General features: G+C 34.8%; 18 protein-coding genes. 8 read left to right on the forward strand and 10 right to left on the reverse strand.

Going from position 1 to position 19,097, the window contains the following annotated elements; genetic code table 11:
- Positions 1–153: 153 nt before the first annotated feature.
- The 6 genes from cdd to ctlX all read left to right on the forward strand — a co-directional run bounded on the left by cdd (position 154) and on the right by ctlX (position 6,293).
- Positions 154–636 carry a cytidine deaminase gene (gene cdd, locus VKY41_RS11705; RefSeq protein ID WP_500814640.1) on the forward strand — a complete coding sequence of 161 codons (483 nt, stop codon included), beginning with the start codon at positions 154–156 and terminating at the stop codon, positions 634–636.
- 173 nt (positions 637–809) lie between these two features.
- Positions 810–1,808: a pyruvate dehydrogenase (acetyl-transferring) E1 component subunit alpha gene (pdhA, locus tag VKY41_RS11710; RefSeq protein WP_500814641.1), complete on the forward strand. Its 999-nt coding sequence runs from the start codon at positions 810–812 to the stop codon at positions 1,806–1,808.
- A 3-nt stretch (positions 1,809–1,811) separates the two neighbouring features.
- Positions 1,812–3,431, forward strand: coding sequence for a pyruvate dehydrogenase complex dihydrolipoamide acetyltransferase (locus VKY41_RS11715; RefSeq protein WP_500814642.1), 1,620 nt, complete (start codon positions 1,812–1,814; stop codon positions 3,429–3,431).
- Positions 3,432–3,524: 93 nt separating this feature from the next.
- Positions 3,525–4,556, forward strand: a complete 1,032-nt coding sequence (locus tag VKY41_RS11720) for a M28 family peptidase (RefSeq protein ID WP_500814643.1) — start codon at positions 3,525–3,527, stop codon at positions 4,554–4,556.
- On the forward strand, positions 4,549–5,232 hold the full coding sequence (locus tag VKY41_RS11725) for an SDR family NAD(P)-dependent oxidoreductase (RefSeq protein WP_500814644.1): 684 nt from the start codon (positions 4,549–4,551) through the stop codon (positions 5,230–5,232). Before VKY41_RS11720 ends, VKY41_RS11725 begins: the two co-directional genes overlap by 8 nt.
- Before the next feature lie 128 nt (positions 5,233–5,360).
- A complete protein-coding gene (gene ctlX, locus VKY41_RS11730) occupies positions 5,361–6,293 on the forward strand; it encodes a citrulline utilization hydrolase CtlX (protein ID WP_500814645.1) in 933 nt (310 codons plus the stop codon).
- Between the two features lie 3 nt (positions 6,294–6,296).
- On the opposite strand, the gene VKY41_RS11735 is transcribed toward ctlX, so the two are convergent.
- Entirely contained in the window at positions 6,297–8,351 is a 2,055-nt protein-coding gene (locus VKY41_RS11735) for a tetratricopeptide repeat-containing sensor histidine kinase (protein ID WP_500814646.1), read from the reverse strand.
- 401 nt (positions 8,352–8,752) lie between these two features.
- Here VKY41_RS11735 and argS point away from each other — a divergent pair, with 401 nt between their 5' ends.
- Together argS and VKY41_RS11745 are read left to right on the forward strand one after the other, a co-directional pair.
- The gene (gene argS, locus VKY41_RS11740; RefSeq protein WP_500814647.1) at positions 8,753–10,537 is read left to right on the forward strand and encodes an arginine--tRNA ligase; all 1,785 of its coding nucleotides are present in this window, start codon (positions 8,753–8,755) and stop codon (positions 10,535–10,537) included.
- Between the two features lie 127 nt (positions 10,538–10,664).
- A complete protein-coding gene (locus VKY41_RS11745) occupies positions 10,665–11,057 on the forward strand; it encodes a DUF7793 family protein (RefSeq protein WP_500814648.1) in 393 nt (130 codons plus the stop codon).
- A 125-nt stretch (positions 11,058–11,182) separates the two neighbouring features.
- Here the strand turns inward: VKY41_RS11745 and VKY41_RS11750 are convergent, their stop codons facing one another.
- The 9 genes from VKY41_RS11750 to VKY41_RS11790 all read right to left on the reverse strand — a co-directional run bounded on the left by VKY41_RS11750 (position 11,183) and on the right by VKY41_RS11790 (position 19,048).
- Entirely contained in the window at positions 11,183–11,845 is a 663-nt protein-coding gene (locus VKY41_RS11750) for a hypothetical protein (protein ID WP_500814649.1), read from the reverse strand.
- A gap of 78 nt (positions 11,846–11,923) precedes the next feature.
- Positions 11,924–12,379 carry a tRNA (cytidine(34)-2'-O)-methyltransferase gene (locus tag VKY41_RS11755; protein WP_500814650.1) on the reverse strand — a complete coding sequence of 152 codons (456 nt, stop codon included), beginning with the start codon at positions 12,377–12,379 and terminating at the stop codon, positions 11,924–11,926.
- Between the two features lie 248 nt (positions 12,380–12,627).
- Positions 12,628–13,413: a tryptophan synthase subunit alpha gene (trpA, locus tag VKY41_RS11760; protein ID WP_500814651.1), complete on the reverse strand. Its 786-nt coding sequence runs from the start codon at positions 13,411–13,413 to the stop codon at positions 12,628–12,630.
- 2 nt (positions 13,414–13,415) lie between these two features.
- The gene (gene trpB, locus VKY41_RS11765; RefSeq protein WP_500814652.1) at positions 13,416–14,597 is read right to left on the reverse strand and encodes a tryptophan synthase subunit beta; all 1,182 of its coding nucleotides are present in this window, start codon (positions 14,595–14,597) and stop codon (positions 13,416–13,418) included.
- Positions 14,582–15,208, reverse strand: a complete 627-nt coding sequence (locus VKY41_RS11770; protein ID WP_500814653.1) for a phosphoribosylanthranilate isomerase — start codon at positions 15,206–15,208, stop codon at positions 14,582–14,584. The genes trpB and VKY41_RS11770 overlap by 16 nt, the downstream gene beginning before the upstream one ends.
- On the reverse strand, positions 15,205–15,990 hold the full coding sequence (trpC, locus tag VKY41_RS11775; RefSeq protein ID WP_500814654.1) for an indole-3-glycerol phosphate synthase TrpC: 786 nt from the start codon (positions 15,988–15,990) through the stop codon (positions 15,205–15,207). The genes VKY41_RS11770 and trpC overlap by 4 nt, the downstream gene beginning before the upstream one ends.
- Positions 15,990–16,985, reverse strand: a complete 996-nt coding sequence (gene trpD, locus VKY41_RS11780; protein WP_500814655.1) for an anthranilate phosphoribosyltransferase — start codon at positions 16,983–16,985, stop codon at positions 15,990–15,992. Before trpD ends, trpC begins: the two co-directional genes overlap by 1 nt.
- Positions 16,986–17,075: 90 nt before the next feature.
- Positions 17,076–17,642 (reverse strand): anthranilate synthase component II, encoded by a 567-nt coding sequence (locus tag VKY41_RS11785; protein ID WP_500814656.1) that lies wholly within the window; start codon positions 17,640–17,642, stop codon positions 17,076–17,078.
- 2 nt (positions 17,643–17,644) lie between these two features.
- Entirely contained in the window at positions 17,645–19,048 is a 1,404-nt protein-coding gene (locus VKY41_RS11790; protein ID WP_500814657.1) for an anthranilate synthase component I family protein, read from the reverse strand.
- Between the last annotated feature and the right edge of the window lie 49 nt (positions 19,049–19,097).

Consider the following 19,097-nt stretch of genomic DNA (forward strand, 5'->3'; position numbering starts at 1 on the left):
ACCTTACGTTTCTCTTTAACGTTTAATATAGATAGAGAAGCTTATACAGAATATTAAGATATAAATGAATAACAGATAAAAAGAAACTATTGCTAAATGCAATAGTTTTTTTGTCTGAAATAGTATCATTACCTTTAATTATATTTCAAACCTATGAAAGAAATAAAAATTGAATCTAGATTAAGTGTTTATGACAATTTAGACGAGTTATCGGAAGATATAGTAGCCTTGATGGATCAAGCAGCCATTGCTAGGAATAATTCCTATTCTCCTTATTCTAAGTTTAGTGTTGGAGCCGCCATTTTATTGGATAACAATGAAATTATTTTAGGATCTAACCAAGAGAATGCCTCTTACCCTTCTGGTTTATGTGCAGAACGTACAGCTATATATTATGCAGGTTCGCAGTATCCCGATGCTAAAATATTGAAAATGGCTATCATTGCTGGTTCAAGAGTTCATCAAACGATGACTCCTATTCCACCTTGTGGTGCTTGTAGACAAGCTATAGCGGAATACGAGGTTAAGCAGAATGCCGATATAGAAATCTACTTTATGGGAGAAACTGGGAAAGTAGTTAAATCTCATTCACTAGCTAATTTACTGCCTTTAGTTTTTGATAAATCGATGCTATAAGCGGGTTTAAGAAGCTTTAATAGCGTACAGCTAAAATTTTACTATTTACAGTTTTTTCATTAGTGACTAAAGTGTTACTTTTGCTAACTGTTTCTCTCCATTTTTAAAAACGAGAGATTGTTCTAAAACCCTTAGAGGTTTATATTGAAAACTATTTTTTAATATGTAAATAAATGCGAAAAATAACCAAAGAAGTTTACCTAAAATGGTATGAGGATATGTTGTTCTGGAGGAAGTTTGAAGACAAACTTGCTGCCGTTTACATTCAACAAAAAGTAAGAGGATTTCTTCACTTATATAATGGTCAAGAAGCTGTTTTAGCAGGTGCTCTTCATGCTATGGATTTGACTAAGGATAAAATGATTACTGCTTATAGAAATCACGTTCAGCCAATAGGTATGGGAGTGGATCCTAGACGTGTTATGGCAGAGTTGTATGGAAAAGCAACCGGTACCTCTTTAGGTCTTGGAGGTTCTATGCACATTTTTTCTAAAGAACACCGTTTTTACGGAGGTCATGGAATTGTAGGTGGACAAATTCCTTTAGGAGCAGGTATTGCTTTTGGAGATAAATACCACAATGTAGACGCTGTTACCCTTTGTTGTTTTGGTGATGGTGCTGCTAGACAAGGTTCACTTCACGAAACCTTTAACATGGCTATGAATTGGAAACTTCCAGTAGTTTTTGTTTGCGAAAACAATGGTTATGCTATGGGGACTTCTGTTGAAAGAACAGCCAACCATACAGATATTTGGAAACTAGGTTTAGGTTATGAAATGCCTTGTGGACCTGTGGATGGTATGAATCCTGTTAAAGTTGCGGAAGCTTTTGATGAAGCTATCCAAAGAGCTAGACGTGGAGATGGCCCAACTTTCTTGGAGTTAAAGACATATAGATATAGAGGTCACTCGATGAGTGATGCTCAACATTATAGAACTAAGGACGAGGTAGAAGAGTACAAGAAAATAGACCCTATTACCCAAGTAAAAGAGGTTATCCTTGAAAACAATTATGCTACCGAGGCTGATTTAAAGGTAATTGATAAACGTGTGAAGGATTTAGTAAATGAGTGCGAAAAATTTGCTGAAGAGTCTCCGTATCCAGACTTAAACGTGATGTACGATGCTGTTTACGATCAAAAAGATTATCCGTTTATACAACACAAAATATAAGCTATGGCAGAAATTATAAATATGCCTCGTTTAAGCGATACCATGGAAGAAGGTACCGTGGCTACTTGGCTGAAAAAAGTTGGTGATAAAATAGAAGAGGGAGACATCCTTGCTGAAATTGAAACAGATAAAGCCACTATGGAGTTCGAGTCTTTTCATGAAGGTACTTTGCTTTATATTGGTGTACAAGAAGGAGAAACCACTAAGGTAGATGAGCTATTAGCTATTATAGGAGAAGAAGGAGAAGATATTTCTGAAATTGTTTCAGGTTCAAAATCTGCAGTAGAAAAAGATTCCCCAGAAGAAAATGTAACAGCTAGTCAGGATGATAAAGCTCAAGATTCTAGTGATGATTCAGGTTCCAAAGAAACTGAACTACCAGAAGGTGTTACTGTAGTTTCTATGCCACGTTTAAGCGATACCATGGAAGAAGGTACGGTTGCTACTTGGCTTAAAAAGATTGGTGATACTGTAGAAGAAGGTGATATTCTTGCTGAAATTGAAACAGATAAAGCTACTATGGAATTTGAAAGTTTCCAATCGGGAACTTTATTACATATTGGTTTAAATGAAGGCGAATCGGCTAAAGTGGATTCTTTATTAGCTATTATAGGCCCTGCAGGAACTGATGTTTCTGAAATTGCCAAGAATTATAAGGCTGAAGGAGCTGCGCCTAAAGCAGAAACTCCTTCCAAAGAAGAGGTTAAAAAAGAAGAACCAGTTAAAACCGAAAAGAAGCAAGCGGTTGCAAGTTCTAGTGTTTCTTCAGAAACTGGCAGAATATTCATTTCACCATTAGCTAAAAAAATAGCTGATGAAAAGGGGATTAATATTTCACAAGTTCAAGGTTCTGGTGAAAACGGCAGAATTATAAAACGCGATATAGAAAACTTTACACCTTCGGCCTCTGCTACAGTTGGTAAATTTGTTCCAACTGGACAAGAAGATTTCGAAGAGGTAAAACACTCGCAAATGCGTAAGGTTATTGCCAAACGTTTAGCAGAATCTAAGTTTACGGCTCCACATTATTATTTAAATGTGGAATTTGATATGGAAAATGCCATAGCGTTCCGTCAACAATACAATTCACTTCCTGATACAAAAATTTCGTACAACGACATGATAGTTAAAGCTTGTGCTTTAGCTTTAAAGAAGCATCCACAAGTCAACTCGCAGTGGTTTGACGATAGAATGAAATTAAACAACCATGTGCATATAGGTGTGGCAGTTGCAGTTCCTGATGGCTTGGTAGTTCCTGTGGTGAGGTTTGCCAATGAGCAAAGCTTAACCCAAATTGGAGCAGCGGTTAGAGATTTTGCAGGTAAGGCTAGAAATAAAAAATTAACGCCTCAAGAAATGGAGGGTAGTACGTTTACTATTTCTAATTTAGGTATGTTTGGTATAGAAAGTTTTACATCTATTATCAATCAGCCAAACTCAGCCATACTTTCCGTAGGCGCAATAGTTGAAAAGCCTGTTGTTAAAAACGGTCAGATAGTTGTTGGTAATACCATGAAACTAACTATGGCTTGCGATCACAGAACGGTTGATGGAGCTACAGGTTCAGAGTTTCTACTTACCTTAAAAGGATATATTGAAAACCCTGTAACGATGTTGGTGTAACAAGTTATACAACACCTAAGATTTGATAATAATATTAACCTGTTTCATTTTAAATGAAACAGGTTTTTTTATCTTTAAACAAAATATAAAAACATGAAATACTTTTTATCTCTTTTGTGCTTGATATTTCTTTTAGGAGCATGTAAGTCGACTGCGGTGGTCATGAACCAAGAGGACCCAAGTCAGAACGTTATTCCAAGGGCATCAAAAAGCGATGTCATTATGGCATCGTCTTCCAATTCAATAGAACAAAACAGCATTACTAGTTTTGAGCTTAAGGAAACGGTGGAATTTTTGGCTTCAGATGATTTAAAAGGAAGAAGGACAGGGAGCGTAGGTATTGAACAAGCTGCTTTGTTTATAGAGAATAAATTTAAAGCAGCTAATTTGCCTCCATATTTTGAAACCTATAGAGATAGTTTTAAGGTTGGAAAGAAGCACGCTTATAATTTGGTAGGGTTTCTTGAAGGTCAAGATAAACACTTAAAAGATGAGGTTGTAATTATTGGCGGACACTACGATCATATTGGTTATGGTAAAATGGTTGAAACCGATTCCATAGCCAATGGGGCTAATGATAATGCTGCTGGAACGAGTGCTGTTTTAGCCTTAGCCAAGTATTTTGCAGAAAATAAAACCAATGGAAGAAGTTTGATGTTCGTGCTTTTTTCAGCTGAAGAAATGGGCTTGCTAGGCGCCAAACATTTAGCTGGAAAACTAAAAGCAGAGGAGGTGGATTTATACACCTTACTAAACTTTGAAATGATTGGAGTCCCTTTTACAGATAGAGATTATATAGCATTTATAACGGGATATAAAACATCCAATTTGGCAGAAAGGATGAATGCGTATGCCGGATATAAATTGGTGGGTTTTTCGGAAATTTCTGAACAATACCAGTTGTTCCGAGCTTCAGATAACTACCCTTTTTATGAAGCCTTTAAATTACCAAGTCACACTATTTCGTCATGCGATTTATCTAATTACGACTACTATCATCATGTGTATGATGAGGCTGATAAATTAGATTACCATCATATGGCTAGTTTCGTTAATCAGATGATTCCGGTTATCGAAAAAATAAGCCAGACAGAAACAAAAGAAATTACATTACATCATGAGTAAACATATCATTATTACGGGAACAAGTAGAGGAATAGGATTTGAATTGGTTAAATATTATGCCAACCAAGGCCATCACGTGTTAGCCGTTTCAAGAAATAAAACACCCATAGAAGCCCTTCAATTAAAAAATGTGACAGCTATTTCGTTTGATTTATCTGATCCTTCTGGGTATAGTAAGATTTCTGATTTTGTGAAAAATAATTGGAAACAGGTAGATGTTTTAATTAATAATGCAGGAGCTTTATTGAATAAACCATTTATAGAAACGAGTTTTCAAGAATTTGAATGGGTTTATAAAACTAATGTTTTTGGTGTTTCTGAAATGATTCGTACTGTGCTTCCCTTTATGGGCAAAACTAGCCATGTGGTAAATATTAGCTCTATGGGAGGTGTTCAAGGCAGTGTTAAATTCCCTGGACTTTCAGCTTATAGCTCTAGTAAAGGAGCTGTTGTTTCGCTAACCGAGTTGTTGGCTGAAGAATATAAAGAAACAGGACCTAGTTTTAATGTTTTGGCTCTGGGCGCTGTTCAAACTGAAATGTTAGAAGAAGCTTTTCCTGGTTATCAAGCACCCATTTCGGCCAATGGCATGGCGCAGTACATCGGGAATTTTGCCTTAGAAGGTCATCAGTATTACAATGGCAAAATGTTGCAAGTAGCAAATTCTACCCCTTAAAAATTCTGGTTGAAAAATTAAGGTTAAAGGGGATTTATTATTGAATGCTTCCGTGATAATTTTTATCGTGTTAAGCATTTTCTTTTCGTTTTAAAAAGGTAATTTTGCAATTGATAAAATTTAAAATTATGCAACAGACTACAAATACCATTTTAATGATTCGTCCAATCAATTTTAGAATGAACGAACAAACTGCTGTGAACAATTATTTTCAAGAAGAATTAGATTTAAAAAACGCAGAAATTAATGCAAAAGCTCAAGAAGAGTTTGATGTATTTGTAGAGAAGTTGAGACAAGTGGGTGTTGATGTCGTAGTGATTAGCGACACAGACGAATTTGATACGCCAGATTCTATTTATCCAAACAACTGGGTTTCCTTCCATCAAAATGGCGATGTAGCTCTATATCCTATGTTTGCGGAAAACAGACGTGTGGAACGCCGAGAAGACGTTTTGGAAGAATTAGAAAAACTTGGTTTTGAAATTAATCAAATTGTAGATTACACATCAGCTGAAGAGGAGCAAATTTTTCTTGAAGGAACAGGAAGTCTACTTTTAGACCGAGTAAATAGAAAAGCGTATTGCGCTTTATCTGCAAGGGCAGACGAAGATTTGGTTATTGAATTTTGTGAGGACTTTGAATACAGTCCCGTGATTTTTACTGCTTATCAAACTGTAGAAGATACTCGTAAGGTTATTTATCATACTAATGTGATGATGACTTTGGCTGAGACTTTTGCTGTTATTTGTTTGGATGCGATTGATGATAAAAAAGAGCGTAAAAATGTGGTTAAGCATTTAAAAGAGGACGGTAAAGAGGTGATAGCTATTACCGAGGAGCAAGTAGAACACTTTGCAGGAAACATGTTGCAAGTTAAGGGTGCGGACGACAAGCGTTACTTAGTAATGAGTCAAGCTGCTTATGATTGCTTAACTCCAGCACAAATTAAAACCATAGAAAGACATTGCGCCATTTTATCAAGTTCTTTAGAAACCATTGAAACTTGTGGAGGTGGTAGTGCTCGTTGTATGATGGCTGAAGTGTTTTTACCTAAAGCTTAAAATTTAGGACTTGCAATTTGGCAGTTCCACATAGAAGGTAGTTCCAATATTTTCATTACTATTTACCCAAATTTTGCCGAGGTTTAATTCCACTAAATCTTTACAGATAGTTAGTCCTAAGCCTGTGCCTTTTTCGTTTTTGGTGCCAATGGTGGTAAATGAGGAACTTTTAAATAATTTTTGTTGATTTTCTTTTGAAATTCCTACCCCAGTATCTGAAATTGTAATCAGAGATTTTTCGTTATTTACTTGGTTGGCAATGGTAATTATATCTCCTTTTGTGCTGAATTTAATGGCGTTTGCCAGGAGGTTTTGAATAATTATTTCCACCATACTTCTATCCGCATAAACAAAATCGCGTTCGGTTTTATCATTTAAAAGTATCCCTTTCTTTTCCAGGGTGAGTTCTAACAACTTCACTTTATCTAAAAAGACATCTTGCAAATTGAATAGGGTTGGATGGGCTTCTAGTGACTGCATTTGCGATTTGGACCAATTCAATAAGTTAAAAAGGAGTAAGGTTGCATTATTGGCATTTTCACTTAATTCAGGAATTAAAGATTTGAACTCCTGTTTTGTTAAGGAGCCCTCTCGAAGTAAATCTACAAAGCCTTTTATGGAATATAAGGAGTCTTTTAAATCGTGTGAAACAATTGAGAATAGTCTGTCTTTAACCTTATTGACGTTCTCTAGATGTTTTGATTGCTCTAAGATTGCTTCATTTTGAATTTCGATTCGTTGGTTCTTTTCTTCTAACTCTCTTGTATATTTTAATCGGCTATTTCGTTTGGAATACACTAGAACTAAGAAGGTAGAAAGTAGAGCAACAGCGACCAATAAGGCATAAAAAACAAGTCTTAATTTATCAAATTTAATTTGGGTTTCAGTGGCTTCTGCCTGGAGTTTAGCTTCTATTTTATTATCAATAAGGGAACTCATTCCTAGATTATCGATAATTACTGTAGTTTCTGGCTCTAGTTTTGTTTCGGCTTTCGTTTTTGCTAGTTCATTTTGTAGTTGGTGGTATTCCCTTTGCCATTTAAAGGCACGATCAAATCTGTTGTTCGTGGAGTCTAGTGTCTTGAGTAATCCGTAATTTTTTAGCTGTTCATTTTTATTGTTAATATTTTCTGCAATGCTTTTAGCTTCTAGCAATTGATTTTCTGCCGTTTTTAGGAGTTTTCTATGTAGGTTTAAATTGCCTAGATTATTTAATGAAACTAAAATTCCCTGTAGGTTATTAGAATTTCGGTTAAGTTTTAGTCCTTCAACTAAAAGCTCAAAGGCTTTGTTATAATCATTAAACTGTAAATATTCTCCTCCTAATTTTGGAAGAATTTCACTTCGAATCGAGTCGTTATCCGGCGTAGTTTGTTTTAAAACTCTCTCATAGTATTCAATAGATTTTCTATGTTCTTTTTGTTGGGCATGTAAATCGGCTAAAATCATTAAAACCTCCACCGAGCCTTCTTGGTTGTTTATTTGTTTTTCAATCTCTAAAACTTTTGTATAGTTTTCAGAAGCTTTTGCTAAGTTATTTGTTTTATAATACGTTTGAGCCAAACAATAATAAGCATCACGCAGTTCATGCTTTAAATCTCTTCTTTCAAACTCTTTTAAGGCCAAAAGGGAGTATTGCAGACCGGTACTGTAATTTCCTCGTTTAATTTCGTTTAAGGCGATGTGGTGGTTGACTCTAGCAATATTTAAGGTGTCCTTAAGTTGAATGAATAATTCTTTAGCCTTTAAATAGAAATCACGCGCATTTATATAGTCGCCCTTTTGAGCATAGATTAAGCCTTTGTAAAAGGTGATTTCAGACATTCCATTTTGATAGTTGAGGCTTTGAGACAGTTTTTCTGTTTGAACAATATATTTTAAGGCTTTGTTGAACTCTTGGTTTTTATAAAGTTCTTTAATGAGGAGTAGGGAGGTTGCAATTTTTGTTGAATCAGTTTTTTGAAAAGCTAGCTCAATAGTAAGACTATCCTGCATCTGGGTTTGTGAAATCCCAAGTGCACAAAGTAGGTAAATAACTAAAGAAAACAATTTCTTCATGATAGCTCGACAGCTATAAACCGGGGCTTTTTAACTTGTAAAGGTTACATATTGTAGCTTTTGTTTAGGCTGTAATAGTTATATAGTTTGAGTGTCCTCATTTTTTTTGGGACCGTGATTAATAGCTTAGTGTAACAAAAATTAACAAAAGGGCTGGGATAAGCTAATTTATTGGTTTTAATGCTTATAAATCAGGTGAATGGCTCTTGTTAACTTCTATCCATTCAAACTTTTTTTTGTTAAACCTGAATCAAGTATGGGGTTGGCTATCATTTATTTAGGTTTGTAGATGTACAAGAAATATTTTTAGTTTTTAGACCTGTATAAATATGATATAACAAGGAATTTAAACTTTATGTCAATGATAAAAGTTTTATCTTTGCATCCTTAAAAACATAGACATGAACCTTCAAGACATTTTAACCGAACAGGTTATTAAAGCTGTAGAAATTAATTTTAATAAGGAACTTACAAGTGTAGAGTTTCAGGCTACCAGAAAGGAGTTTTCTGGAGATATTACTGTAGTTATATTTCCTATGTTGCGGGTTGTAAAAGGTAATCCTGTACAAATAGGTGAAGTTATTGGAGCATACTTAGTACAACATGTTGAAGAAGTAGTAGGTTTTAATGTTATCAAAGGATTTTTAAACATTGAAATTAGCGATCACTATTTTATTGATTTTTTCAATAGTATCAGTGCCAATCCTAATTATGGCTTTAAAAGTCCGAAGCCATCAGATAAGGCGGTTATGGTAGAATATTCTTCACCAAACACTAATAAACCATTACACCTAGGTCATATTAGAAACAATTTATTGGGGTATAGTGTTGCCGAGATTTTAAAAGCGTCAGGAAAAAAAGTGTATAAAACACAAATTATTAACGATCGAGGTATTCATATTTGTAAAAGTATGATTGCTTGGCAACGTTTTGGAAATAACGAAACACCTGAATCTACAGGACTAAAAGGTGATAAGTTAGTAGGAAACTATTATGTGAAATTTGACCAAGAATACAAAAAGGAAATTCAAAACCTTATAGAAACCGGTCAGACAGAAGAAGAAGCCAAAAAGAATGCTCCAATTTTTAAAGCAGCTCAAGACATGCTTTTAAAATGGGAAGCGGGAGATGAAGCTACGGTAGCTCTTTGGAAAAAGATGAATTCTTGGGTTTATGACGGGTTTGATGTAACCTATAAAAATTTAGGTGTTGATTTTGACTCTATGTACTACGAGAGTGAGACCTATTTATTAGGAAAAGAGTTTGTAACGGAGGGGTTAAGAACGGGTGTTTTTTTTAAAAAGGAAGATGGTTCCGTTTGGTGTGATTTAATAGAAGACGGTCTAGACGAAAAATTGGTATTACGTAGCGATGGAACTGCTGTTTATATGACACAGGATATAGGTACCGCCATACAACGTATTAAAGATTTTCCTGATGTAGGCGGTATGGTTTATACTGTTGGGAATGAACAAGACTATCATTTTCAAGTATTATTTTTAATTCTGAAAAAACTAGGATTTGAATGGGCTAAAAATTTATTCCATTTAAGTTATGGGATGGTAGATTTACCTTCTGGAAAAATGAAGAGCCGTGAAGGAACTGTTGTTGACGCAGACGATTTAATTGAAGAAATGGCCGCTACGGCAGGTGAAATTTCTGAAGAATTAGGGAAGTTAGATGGCTATACCCAAGAAGAAAAGGACGACTTATATAAAGTTATTGGTTTAGGAGCCTTAAAATATTATATTTTAAAAGTAGATCCTAAAAAACGCATCCTTTTCGATCCGAAGGAATCCATAGACTTTCAAGGGAATACAGGTCCGTTTATCCAATATACTTATGCTAGAATCCAATCTATTTTAAGAAAGGCTGATGTGGATGTTCACTTTAAGTTAGATCCTAAGGATGTGATCTTGCATGTAAAGGAAAGAGAGTTGATTAAGCAGATTCAGCTTTTTGAAGAAGTTATTCAACAAGCAGCAGCTAATCATAGTCCTGCCTTAATAGCTAATTACACTTATGAGGTGGTTAAGGAGTTTAATTCTTTTTACCAAAATGTATCCATACTTGGTGCAGATACGGAAACTGAAAAGCTTATTCGAGTGCAACTATCCATGGTGGTTGCCCATATTATAAAAAATGCATTTAGCTTGCTGGGTATCCAAGTTCCAGAGCGTATGTAGAAATAAAAACAATATTTTATTTTGATAAATATATGAAAACCATGTACTTTTGTGCATGGTTTTTTAGTATAATTAAATAGTTATAAGCCTAGTTTCTAAATTTTTATAAGAGTAAAATGTTTAGATTATGAAAATTATACAAGTGTCCTATGGAAAGATAATTATACTTCAAGAAGATATTGCTGAAGTTATTATCAACCAAGGCGTTGTTATGGACGAGAAAATGATTGACCATTACCATGATCTTTTAAGATCTAAATTGGTAGCTCCATTCTACTTGCTTATCAATAAAGAGAACTCCTACACTTATGATTTCATGGCTCAAAGAAATTTGGCGACCATCAATGAGATTGCTGCCATGGCCGTAGTTGCTTACAATAAAGTGACTAGCATGACTACAGAAATGCTGAACAAACTCCCTAGAAAAGAAACTTGGAATTTAAGAATATTTTCAGATAAAGATGAAGCTTTAAAATGGCTTTTACACGAGAGGGAGAAAAACGACATTTCCAAAGATTAAGAGATGTTCTTTCGTTTCACTGTGTGAACTAACAGTGACTTTTAATAATAAAAAACAGCATGAAGGGTTGTAAGTTCATTGCTAATATTCAAGGAACTTTTCCTTTAGATACTTTAAAACACGAATTAATCGTCGTTTTCATCTTCAAATTCAACAATTTTCACGTCGAACTCTGCTTCAGAAAATTCATCTTTGCTCATCCAATAATTTGATGTGGTTAACACATAGGAGTTTTCGCCTTTCGAAGTTAAATCCCAAATAATACTTTCAGCTTCATCAAAAGCTTCTTTCCCTGCTAGTTGATTCGCGTACAAGCGCTTTATAATATTGTTTTTTGCCAGGGTGGCATTGAATGCTTTTAACACATTTTCTTTAGTGATTTCTGTGTTGGGTGTCATTTCAAATTCAACCAAAGTGGCCTTCGCATTAGGAAAGGTTCCGTTGTATGCTTTGTTTAGCAATTGATTTATTTTATATAATTCGTGATGAAGTGAAATGTCGGCATATTCTTCAGAGATTTTGTCCAACAACATTTCATGAGAAATTTGCTCTATTTGATTTTTGTTTAGCCGATCAGACAGTTTGTGCTCTAAAATAATGGCTGCCGCTTCTTCTGGCTCAAAGTCTGTAATGGCCATGTGGAGTAGTTCAAGTAATTCTTCAGGTTTGGAATCTTGCGCATCCTCAAATCCAAATTTGTCTAATAATTGAATATAATCCGTGTTCGACCACGAGTCTTTTAATTCTTCGACAGATTTTACACTGTTAATAATAACGTGATATTTCATAGGTTTAAAATTTAGATTAAGAAATTATTAGAATTATTAAACTACAAATCCTGCCGTATAAAGTTAAGGAATTTTCGACTATTTTTGAAGGGCTTTAAGTCCTTCATAAGTTACGATGCTTACGGCGTTTGCCAGATTTAAACTCCTAACATGTTCGCTGTATAAGGGGATTTTAAATAGTTTTTCTGGGTTTTTTTCAAGAATCGATTTAGGTAAACCTACAGATTCTTTTCCGAAAACCAAAAACATGTTGTCTTCAAATGAAATATCCCAGTGGTTGTTTTTACCGTGACTAGATAAAAACACCATGTTCGCGTTTTTGTTTATTGTGAAAAACTCCTCAATATTTTCGTAATAATGTACATTTAAATGTTGCCAGTAGTCTAGTCCGGCCCGTTTTAATCGGGTGTCGTCTATGGTAAATCCAAAGGGTTTTACTAAATGTAAATTGGAGCCAGAGGCCAAAGCCAAACGTCCGATGTTTCCTGTATTATTAGGTATTTCTGGTTCTATTAGAACTATGTTTAATGCCATACACTTTATTTTTTAATTCAGAGTTTTCGAGGATGCTATAAAGTAGAAACTCATTCTGTATAGAATAGGTTTGGTTAAAAGTTTGAAAATAAAATTTATTTTTTATTCTGTTGCTTTTTTATAGTTTCTTTATCAATATCGAATTGGTTTATTTTTTTTATTTTTCCAATGGAATTTGTTGAGTTTGTCTGTTCTTTAGTTAGTTGCTTCAAATTTCTTTTTATCTTTTATAATTCCCATTGTCTTAGCTACTCTTTTATTCGGTTTATAAAGCTTGAAAGGTTTTTTGTGCCAAATTCTGTCAGGTGTTTAATAAATGCACTTCCAATAATGGCGCCTTTTGTAAATTGTGTTGCTTGTTTAAAAGTTTCATGATCTGAAATCCCAAAACCAACTAGTTGAGGGTTTTTAAGATTCATTTTTGCAATACGTTTAAAGTATTGAGTTTGTGCTTCTCCAAAACCTGATTGACTTCCAGTAACGCTGGCACTGCTAACCATATAAATAAAGCTATTGGAAATGGAATCGATATATCTTATGCGTTCTTCACTTGTTTGAGGTGTTATTAAAAACACATTACTGATGTTGTATTTTTCAAAAAGGACTTGATACTCTTCATGATACACATCTACAGGCAAATCGGGAATTATAAGGCCGTCGATTCCAACTTCTTGGCATTTTTGGCAGAAAGCTTCCACGCCATATTGAAGGATGGGATTAAAATAGCCCATAATAAGTAATGGAATATCCACCGACTTTCTAATGTCTTTTAATTGATTGAAAAGTATTTTGGTTGTCATGCCATTTTTTATGGCTTGTGTAGAACTAGCCTGGATGGTTGGGCCATCGGCCAATGGATCACTAAAAGGCAGACCAATTTCTATCATATCTACGCCACTTTTTTCAAGGTCTTCAATAATTGTTTTTGTATCGTTAAGACTTGGATATCCTGCTGTGAAATAAATGGAAAGTAATTTTCGAGTTGTTCTTATGGACAGGAAGTCTTCTTGTAATTTTTGATTGATTCTATTCACAATTATAGGTTAAAATAATTCATATAAGTTTCTAAGTCTTTATCACCACGTCCAGATAAACTTACAACTATAATGTCGTTGGGTTTAAAAGATTGTTTAGAGAAAACAGCTAAAGCATGAGCGCTTTCTATAGCAGGAATTATGCCTTCTAGTTGACATAAATCTAAACCTGCAGTCATGGCTTCATCATCTGTTATGGAAATAAATTGCGCACGTCTAGTTTTATATAAATGAGCATGCATGGGGCCAACACCTGGATAATCCAAACCTGCTGAAATGGAGTAGGGCTCTGTAATCTGTCCATCATTTGTTTGCATCAAAAGCGTTTTGCTACCATGGATAATACCCACTTTTCCTAGTGCCGAAGTAGCGGCACTTTCCCCGGAATGAATGCCTTTTCCTGCGGCTTCCACGGCAATAAGTTTCACCTTGGTATTTTCTAAAAAATGATAAAAAGCTCCTGCCGCATTACTGCCACCTCCAACACAAGCTATCACATAATCAGGTGTTGTTTTTCCTTCCTGTACTTGTAATTGCCATTGGATTTCTTCTGAAACGACTGCTTGAAAGCGTGCAACCATATCAGGATAAGGATGAGGTCCAACCACAGATCCAATAATATAATGGGTATCTGTAGGATTATTGATCCAATCGCGAATCGCTTCATTAGTTGCATCTTTAAGAGTTTTACTTCCCGATTTGGCAGGAACAACTGTGGCGCCAAGCATTTTCATTCTGGCAACGTTGGGGGCTTGTCTAGCCATGTCAATTTCTCCCATATACACAATACATTCCATACCCATTAAAGCACAAACGGTTGCTGTAGCTACGCCATGTTGTCCTGCTCCGGTTTCAGCAATAATGCGGTGTTTGCCTAAGCGTTTCGCCATTAAAATCTGACCAATGGTGTTATTAATTTTATGAGCACCTGTGTGATTAAGGTCTTCACGCTTTAAATAGATTTTAGTTTGGTATTTTTCTGAAAGACGTTTAGCAAAATAAAGGGGAGACGGACGTCCAACATAGTCTTTTAAAAGCTGATTGAATTCCTTTTGAAATTCTGGTTCAGCCATAACTTTTAAATAATTTTGACGCAATTCTTCCACATTCGGATAGAGCATTTCTGGTATATATGCACCTCCAAATTCTCCGTAATAACCTTTGTTGTTTATATTATAGCGCATAAGAGAGCTTTAAATTCGTTTAATTTTTCTGTATTTTTTAATCCTGGTTCTAATTCAAATCGGCTATTTACATCTATGGTATAACAATATTTTGAGGCATTGCTTGCTAGAAAACGATGTAGGTCTTCCGCTTTATCTAATCCAATGCCTCCACTTAAAAAGAAAGGTTTGGTTGATGGATATGACTCTAAAATAGACCAATTGAATGTGTAGCCATTTCCTCCAGGAAGTTTTCCTTTGGTGTCGAATAAAAAGTAATCGCAAACCGATTCATATGGAGCTAAAACGGAAAAGTCGAAGCTGTCTTTTATAGAAAACACTTTTATAATTTTAGCATGAGTTGCTTGTAATAGCTTACAAACTTCAGGCGATTCATGACCATGTAATTGGATAACGGATAATTTATGTTTTTCCAATTTATTCACTATAAATTCAACTTTTTCATCAACAAATACCCCCGTTTTTTTGATAGAGTCAGGCAATTCTGGAATGCTACCGGTAAAATTTCTTGAGGATGTTTCGTGAAAAATAAATCCGAGATAATTTGGTTTTAAACTTGCTATTTCCTTGATGTTGTTTGGGAATTTCATCCCGCAAACTTTTAACTTCATCTTTCTATTTCTTTTATAAATTTTTCGGCACTTTCTCCTGGATTCTTGGTTTTCATAAAGTTTTCACCAATTAAAAATCCTTTATAACCGTAAAGTTTTAATTCTTTGATGGCTTCTGTCGAGCTAATACCGCTTTCAGAAATTTTTAGAAAGTCGTTAGGAATAAGCGGGCTTAATTGTTTGCTGGTTTCTAAGCCCACTTCAAAAGTTTTTAAATTTCTGTTATTTACTCCTATCATATCTATGGAAGGTATGATGGATTTATGTAGTTCTTCTTGATTATGAACTTCTAAAAGCACTTCTAAGTTTAAGCTTTTTGCCAATTCAGAAAAACGTTTGATTTCTTCTTTTGTTAAAATAGCAGCAATTAATAAAACAACATCGGCTCCTAAAGCTTTGGCTTCAATAATTTGAAATTCATCTATGATAAATTCCTTTCTAAGAATAGGTAAACTACAGCTTTGTCTCGCGGTGATTAAATCGTCCAAAGTTCCACCAAAATATATTTCATCGGTTAAAACCGACATACCACAAACGCCTGCCTGTTCATAACCAATAGCTACATCTTCAATTAAAACAGTATTATTTATAATAGATTTGGAAGGAGAGCATCTTTTGAATTCTGCAATAATTCCAGAGGTACTCTTTTTTAAACAATAGGTTAAGGAAATTGTTTGTCTTTCAAAAAAAGGAATTTTCTCGAACATGTTTACTGTGAGTATTTCCTTTTTTAAAAGGACTTCTTTGCGTTTGTCAGCGACTATTTTTTCTAAAATATTCATTATTTCTCACTTAAGGTTACTAATGTTTTAAAGCTATTCAAGGCTTTCCCACTAGCTAAGGATTCGTTGGCTATGTCAAAACATTCTTCAACCGTTTTATTGGTAACTGTTTTGATTGCCATGGCGGCATTGGCACAAACCACCTGATTTTGGGCTTTGGTTCCTTGTCCGTTTAAAATATGTGTAAATATTTTTGCAGAGCTAGCAATAGAAGTTCCACCATGTATCGCATTTGGGTTTAAGGTTTCTAGGCCAAAATCTTCTGGACTTAATAGGTATTCTGAATTGTTTTGGATGACTTTGGTTGGCCCAGTTAAAGAAATTTCGTCATAACCATCCAGTGCATGCATAATGGTATAGTTTTTATTTGTGTTTTGATAGAGATACCCATATATACGCAAAAGTTCCAGATTAAAAACTCCAACCATTTGATGTTTTGGAAACGATGGATTTACCATAGGTCCCAACATATTAAAAAATGTTTTCACGCCTAGTTCTCGTCTAATTGGTGCCACATTTTTCATGGCTGGATGAAATAATGGCGCATGTAAAATACAAAAGCCAGCTTGGTCTAAACAGCGTTTTAAAAAATCAACATCAGAGGTGAATTTTACTCCTAAATATTCCAAAACATTAGAAGAGCCACAGGTGGATGACACCCCATAATTTCCATGTTTGGTGACGTTTATTCCCGCTCCAGAGGTTATAAAAGAAGCCAAAGTAGAAATATTAAACGTGTCTTTCTCATCGCCTCCAGTGCCACATAAATCAATGGCATTATAAGCATCTAGGTCTACCGGAATGCAAAGTTCCAGAAGAGCTTCCCTAAACCCGAAGAGTTCTTCGATAGTAGTGCTTCGCATCATAAATACGGTAAGGAAAGATGCGATTTGACTTTGGTTATAATTGCCTTTTGAAATGTTTACTAAAACGTGTTTTGCTTCTTCGCTAGAGATGCTTTCTTGATTGAGAAGCTTGTTTAAAATTTGTTTCATAATATGCCTGCGAAAGCAGGTATTTCTTTATGGTTGTTTTTATTCAATTAAGTAATTACAGAAAACAGTTGTTGTAAACTGAACACTTTTTTACTGATTTACCCAATTTTTTAAAATCTGTTTCCCATTTGGAGTTAATACAGATTCCGGATGAAATTGGACGCCTTTAACATCATAAAACCGGTGACGTAAAGACATGATTTGTCCGTTGTCGTCAAACGAAGTTGCTTCCAATTCTCCAGGTAAATTAGAGTCAACCACCCACGAATGATATCTACCAACTTCAAACGTTTGGCCCAAGCCTTCAAATAATATTTCGTCTGTAACGCAAGTGGTGATTTTGGAGGCAATTCCGTGAAAAACTGTTTCTAAATTGATGAGTTTCCCTCCAAAAACTTCTGCTATGGCTTGTTGCCCTAAACAAACGCCTAAAATACTTTTTGTAGCGGCGTATTTTTTTATAATAGGTTTTAATAAACCTGCTTCATCTGGAATTCCAGGGCCAGGTGATAATACAATTTTATAGAAAGCTTCAACGTCATCTAGTTGGAGTTGGTTGTTTCTTCTTACGGTTACTTTGCAACCTAAGTCTTCTAAATAATGAACAAGGTTGTAGGTGAAACTGTCGTAATTATCTATAACTAATATATTTTTCATAGTTAAATGTCTTCTGCTAGTTCAATAGCTTTTGTAAGTGCTCCTAATTTGTTATAAACTTCTTGTAATTCATTCTCAGCATTTGATTTTGAAACCAATCCTGCTCCAGCTTGCCAATGTAAAGTATGATCTTTACTTAAAAAAGTTCTTATCATAATGGCGTGGTTAAAATTACCATCAAAATCCATAAAGCCAATGGCTCCGCCGTAGAAACTACGATTGGTTTTTTCATATTTTTCTATGAGTTGCATGGCCTGGTGTTTTGGGGCCCCACTTAAAGTTCCTGCAGGAAAGGTGTCTGCAACCACTTGCATGGTTTTTGTGTCTTTATGTTTGGTGCCAGTAACTTTACTTACTAAATGGATAACATGAGAGAAAAACTGAACTTCACGATATTTTTCAACAACCACTTGATTTCCGCTTCTGCTTAAATCGTTTCTGGCTAAATCTACCAACATCACATGTTCGGCATTTTCCTTATCGTCTAAGGCTAGTTTTTTCGCTAATTCAGCATCTTTTTCGTCATTTCCAGTGCGTTTAAAAGTGCCTGCAATGGGATGGATTTCCGTTTTGTCATTATTAATAACTAGTTGTGCTTCTGGTGAACTTCCGAAGATTTTGAAATCGCCATAATCGAAATAAAATAAGTATGGAGACGGATTGATGCTTCGTAAGGTTCGATACACATTAAACTCATCGCCAGTAAAAGTTTGTGAGAATTTTTTTGAAAGTACCAGTTGGAAGACATCACCTCGAGCACAGTGTTTCTTGGCTATTTTAACCTGTTCTTTGTACTCCTCATCCGTGAGATTTGAAGTTGTTTTTCCTTGAGTAGAAAAGTTGAAAGCGGCAAAGTTTTTGGAGGTTATCAGCTGAAGTAGATCATCAATGTTATTTTCCGTATTAAAACAATGCGCAAAAATATAGGCTTCATTTTTAAAATGATTAATGACTATAATGTTTTGATACACCGCGTAATAAATATCAGAAATATCAATGTGGTTTTCTTTTTTAGAAATGGTAATGTCTTCAAAATAACGTACGGCATCATAAGCGATATAGCCAAAAACACCATTGTTTATAAATTTGAATTTTTCTTCGGAATGTATGTTAAATCGCTTGGTAAATTTGTGGATCTCTTCAGGAACATGGGTGTCTTTAAGAATGTTCTTTTTAAAAATAGTTCCATCTGGAAAGCTTTGTGTAATTACTTCATTTTTAACTTTTATTGATGCAATCGGGTTGCAGCATATATACGAAAAACTGTTGTCGTTGGCCCGATAATCGCTGCTTTCTAAAAGGATGCTATTTGGAAATTTATCGCGTATTTTGAGGTAGATACTTACGGGTGTTATTGTATCTGCAAGTATTTTTTTATAATGTGTGTATAGACTGAAAGTTTTCATAAATTTTTAAATAAAAAAAGGCTTGTCGTGAATGACAAGCCTAGATATT

This window comes from Xanthomarina sp. (assembly GCF_035306605.1).
In the GTDB taxonomy this organism is placed as follows: Bacteria; Bacteroidota; Bacteroidia; order Flavobacteriales; family Flavobacteriaceae; genus Xanthomarina.

Coding starts and splice junctions, on each gene's coding strand:
- VKY41_RS11755 (WP_500814650.1), bottom strand. CDS start 12,379: ATGGCATTAAACATAGTTCTAATAGAACCAGAAATACCTAATAATACA.
- cdd (WP_500814640.1), top strand. CDS start 154: ATGAAAGAAATAAAAATTGAATCTAGATTAAGTGTTTATGACAATTTA.
- VKY41_RS11725 (WP_500814644.1), top strand. CDS start 4,549: ATGAGTAAACATATCATTATTACGGGAACAAGTAGAGGAATAGGATTT.
- trpC (WP_500814654.1), bottom strand. CDS start 15,990: ATGAATATTTTAGAAAAAATAGTCGCTGACAAACGCAAAGAAGTCCTT.
- VKY41_RS11735 (WP_500814646.1), bottom strand. CDS start 8,351: ATGAAGAAATTGTTTTCTTTAGTTATTTACCTACTTTGTGCACTTGGG.
- argS (WP_500814647.1), top strand. CDS start 8,753: ATGAACCTTCAAGACATTTTAACCGAACAGGTTATTAAAGCTGTAGAA.
- trpB (WP_500814652.1), bottom strand. CDS start 14,597: ATGCGCTATAATATAAACAACAAAGGTTATTACGGAGAATTTGGAGGT.
- VKY41_RS11720 (WP_500814643.1), top strand. CDS start 3,525: ATGAAATACTTTTTATCTCTTTTGTGCTTGATATTTCTTTTAGGAGCA.
- VKY41_RS11790 (WP_500814657.1), bottom strand. CDS start 19,048: ATGAAAACTTTCAGTCTATACACACATTATAAAAAAATACTTGCAGAT.
- ctlX (WP_500814645.1), top strand. CDS start 5,361: ATGCAACAGACTACAAATACCATTTTAATGATTCGTCCAATCAATTTT.
- trpD (WP_500814655.1), bottom strand. CDS start 16,985: ATGAAACAAATTTTAAACAAGCTTCTCAATCAAGAAAGCATCTCTAGC.
- VKY41_RS11750 (WP_500814649.1), bottom strand. CDS start 11,845: ATGAAATATCACGTTATTATTAACAGTGTAAAATCTGTCGAAGAATTA.
- VKY41_RS11785 (WP_500814656.1), bottom strand. CDS start 17,642: ATGAAAAATATATTAGTTATAGATAATTACGACAGTTTCACCTACAAC.
- VKY41_RS11715 (WP_500814642.1), top strand. CDS start 1,812: ATGGCAGAAATTATAAATATGCCTCGTTTAAGCGATACCATGGAAGAA.
- VKY41_RS11745 (WP_500814648.1), top strand. CDS start 10,665: ATGAAAATTATACAAGTGTCCTATGGAAAGATAATTATACTTCAAGAA.
- VKY41_RS11770 (WP_500814653.1), bottom strand. CDS start 15,208: ATGAAGTTAAAAGTTTGCGGGATGAAATTCCCAAACAACATCAAGGAA.
- pdhA (WP_500814641.1), top strand. CDS start 810: ATGCGAAAAATAACCAAAGAAGTTTACCTAAAATGGTATGAGGATATG.